Raw genomic sequence first — 3,539 nt, 5'->3', positions numbered from 1 at the left:
CGGTCGGAACCGCCATCACCGCCGCCCGCACCCGCGTGGCGGGCGAGCCGGCGCGGGCGCGGCGGCGCAGATGCTCGCCGAGCGCCCGCACCTTGGCCAGAAGCTCGACGCGGTAGGTCGCCTGATCGACGCCCTGCCCCGGCTTGGCGATCACGTCGGAGGCGCCGAGCGCCAGCGCCCGGATCGACATCTCGGCGTTGCGGCGCGTCAGCGCGGAGGCCATCAACACCATGGCGTTGGGCGCGGCCTTCAGCAGCAGCGGCAGGGCGGTGATGCCGTCCATGTCGGGCATCTCGACGTCGAGCAGGATGACGTCCGGACGCACGCGCCCGGCCCGTTCCACGGCCTCGCGTCCGTTGCGGCCGATGCCGGCGAGCTCGAGATCCGGCTCCTCCTCGATCCAGCGGGAGGTCAATGTGCGGACGACGGCGCTGTCGTCCACGATCAGGACGCGCAGCGCCTCCGCCGGCGCCGAGGCGGCCGACGTGGGCATGGGATGGGACGCCTTTCTGGCGGGATCAGATCAGGCCGACTTCGGCGAATTTGGACGTGATGATTTCGCGGTCGAACGGCTTCATGACGTATTCGTCGGCCCCGGCGCGCATGGCGCGGGCGATGTGCGACACGTCGTTCTCCGTGGTGCAGAACACCACCTTGGGCGCGTCGCCGCCGGGCAGCGAGCGCAGCTTGCCGAGGAACTCGTAGCCGTCCATCACCGGCATGTTCCAGTCGAGCAGGATGCCGTCGGGCATCGCCTGCTGGCACAGCGCCAGCGCCGTCTGGCCGTTTTCCGCCTCGGAGATCTTCATGTCGAGGCCTTCGAGGATGCGGCGCGCCACCTTTCGGATGACGCTCGAATCATCGACCACAAGACAGTGCTTCATCGACGGGGCTCCCCTTCCCGGCCGGACCGCCGGACGATCACTTTGTCCGGTCCATTCTCAAGATCGGGTAAAGGCATACCCGCTCACGCGGCCTGGGCGGCGGGGCGGAACTCCAGCGCCCGGTCCACGTCCAGCACCAGCATCAGCCCGCCCTCGAGCCGGTGCACCCCAGTCGCGATCTGCGACCAGCGCGGATCGAGCGTCGGCGGCGCGTCCTCGCGCTCGGCGGCGGACAGCGCCATCACGTCGCCCACATGGTCGACGAGCAGCGCGAAGGCCTCGTTCTGGTAATCCACGCCCACCGCCATGGCGCCGGCCTCCACCGCTTTGGCCGGCAGGCCGAGACGGGTGCGCAGGTCGATGGCGGTGACGATTCGGCCGCGCAGGTTCAGCACGCCCGCGATCTCGGACGAGGCCAGCGGCACCCGCGTCAGCCGCTCCAGCCCGAACACCTCCCGGACCCGGGAGATGGCGATGCCGAACATCTGCCCGCCCACGTCCACGGTGACATAGGTGATCTGATCGTCGGCGCTCATGCGGCGATCCTCCAGCGCGGGGCCAGGGTCTCGAGCGCGCCGAGCAGGCCCGGCCGGTCGAACTTGGCGATGAAGTCGTGGAAGCCCGCCTCCGAGGCGCGCTCCGCCATGAAGGAGCCGACCAGCGAGGACAGCGCCAGCAGCGGAGCGCCGTGGTGCAGCCCCTCGGCCTTGAGGGCGGCGGCGAAGGCGAAGCCGTCCATCTCCGGCATCTCGATGTCGGACACGACCACGTCGAAGCGCCGGCCGGCGCGCAGCAGGGCAAGCGCCTCGGCGCCGCTCGCAGCCAGCGTCGGCCGGTAGCCCGCGGCGGTCAGCACGGGCGCCAGCATGTTGCGGAAGAAGGCGCTGTCGTCGATCAGCAGCACGGTCGGGCTTTCGACCCGATCCTGCGGCCGGTCGGTGCGCGTCAGCCAGTCGTCATAGGCCATGGTGAGGTAGTGGGCGACGTCCATGACCTCGGTGGCGCTGCCGTCGATCACCGCAGCCCCCAGCACGCCCGGCGTGTAGGACGAGGCGGCGATGTCCATGGCGTGCTCCACGATGTCGACGATCTCGTCGACCACGAGGCCGACGGAGCGGCCCTCGTTGCTGAACACCAGCAGCGGCTGCGGGCCGCTCGGCTTCAGCGTCGCGCCCTCGCCGGCCGGCACCAGCGGCATCAGCCCGCCGCGGTACTGCACCAGCATGCGGCCGCCGGTGAACTCCACCGTCTCGGCCTCGATCACCTCGAGCCGGGTGACGAGCGCGAGCGGCACCGCCTTCGGCGCGGTCGAGCCCGCGCGGAACAGCAGCAGCGACATGCGGCGGTCGTCCTCGTCCACGGGCGCCGCCGTCTCGGCGGTCAGCGCCGCGTCGTGGCTGGCGGAGGGGCCGACCGCGGCCGCGACGCCGTTCGGGTCGAGGATCAGGATCACCGAGCCGTCGCCGAGGATGGTGGTGCCCGAGAACAGGCCGATGTGGTTCAGCCGCGAGGCCATGGGCTTCACCACGATCTCCTCGGTGTGGAGCACCTCGTCCACCACGATGCCGAAGATGTCCTCGCCCACCTGCGCGATCACCACGTAGACGTCGTCCGCCTTCTCCGGCGGCAGCGGCTCCAGCCCCAGCATGTTGCGCAGCGGCACGATCGGCAGCAGCCGGTCGCGCAGGCGCAGCAGCGCCACGTCGCCCACGCGCTCGATGACGTGCTCGCCGCCGCGCCGGGTGCGCACCAGCTCCAGCACCGAGAGCTGCGGGAAGGCGAAGGTCTCGCCGCCCGCCGTCACCATCAGCGCGGAGACGATGGCGAGCGTGAGCGGGATGCGGATCACCACCGCCGAGCCGCGGCCCGGCGTGGAGCGCAGGTCGATCGCGCCGCCGATCAGCTCGATGTTGGCGCGCACCACGTCCATGCCCACGCCCCGGCCGGAGACGCTGGTGATCTGGGCCGCGGTGGAGAAGCCGGGGGCAAAGATGAAGCGGTGGATCTGGGCGTCCGACATCTTCTCGACGTCGGCTTCGGTGGCGAGGCCGTTGGCGATCGCCTTCTTCTTGATCCGCTCCACGTCAAGGCCGCGGCCGTCGTCGCCGATCTCGACGATGATGCAGCCGCCCTGGTGATAGGCGGACAGGCGGATGACGCCGGTCTCGGGCTTGCCGGCGGCGACGCGCTCGGCGGGCGTTTCGAGGCCGTGGTCCGCACAGTTGCGGACCATGTGGGTCAGCGGGTCCTTGATGAGGTCCAGCACCTGCCGGTCGAGCTCGGTCTCGGCGCCTTCGGTGACGAGCTCGATCTTCTTGCCGAGGTCGGACGCCAGATCGCGCACCAGCCGCGGCAGCGCCCGCCACGCGGCGCCGATCGGCTGCATGCGGGTCTTCATCACCCCTTCCTGCAGCTCGGCCGTCACATGGCTGAGGCGCTGGAGCGAGGGGCCGAACTCGCTGTCGCCACGCCGGCGCACGGTGTCGAGCAGCTGGTTGCGGGTCAGCACCAGCTCGGAGACCATGTTCATCAGCCGGTCGAGCGTGTCGACGCCGACGCGGATGGTCTGGCCGGCGAGCGCGCTCTCGCCGCGCGGCGCATCCTCGACCACGGGGGCGGCGGGGGCCGCCTCGGACGGCGCGGACACGGCGGCCG

4 protein-coding genes are annotated in these 3,539 nt (G+C 71.2%); all 4 read right to left on the bottom strand.

Annotated features, from left to right (window positions below):
- The coding region (locus tag ACFQ4O_RS16205) for a response regulator (protein ID WP_378777188.1) at positions 1-493 on the bottom strand (493 nt) is incomplete at its 3' end.
- A 25-nt stretch (positions 494-518) separates the two neighbouring features.
- Positions 519-884, bottom strand: a complete 366-nt coding sequence (locus tag ACFQ4O_RS16200) for a response regulator (RefSeq protein WP_378777186.1) — start codon at positions 882-884, stop codon at positions 519-521.
- 83 nt (positions 885-967) lie between these two features.
- A complete protein-coding gene (locus ACFQ4O_RS16195) occupies positions 968-1,420 on the bottom strand; it encodes a chemotaxis protein CheW (RefSeq protein WP_378777184.1) in 453 nt (150 codons plus the stop codon).
- Positions 1,417-3,539: hybrid sensor histidine kinase/response regulator (locus ACFQ4O_RS16190; RefSeq protein ID WP_378777182.1), on the bottom strand; the 2,123-nt coding region annotated here is incomplete at its 5' end. The genes ACFQ4O_RS16190 and ACFQ4O_RS16195, both read right to left, overlap by 4 nt.

Source organism: Methylopila musalis (assembly GCF_042679725.1).
Lineage (GTDB): Bacteria > Pseudomonadota > Alphaproteobacteria > Rhizobiales > Methylopilaceae > Methylopila > Methylopila musalis.
Note: the sequence above shows the minus strand (reverse complement) of the source record. Positions and strands in the feature narration are given on the sequence as shown.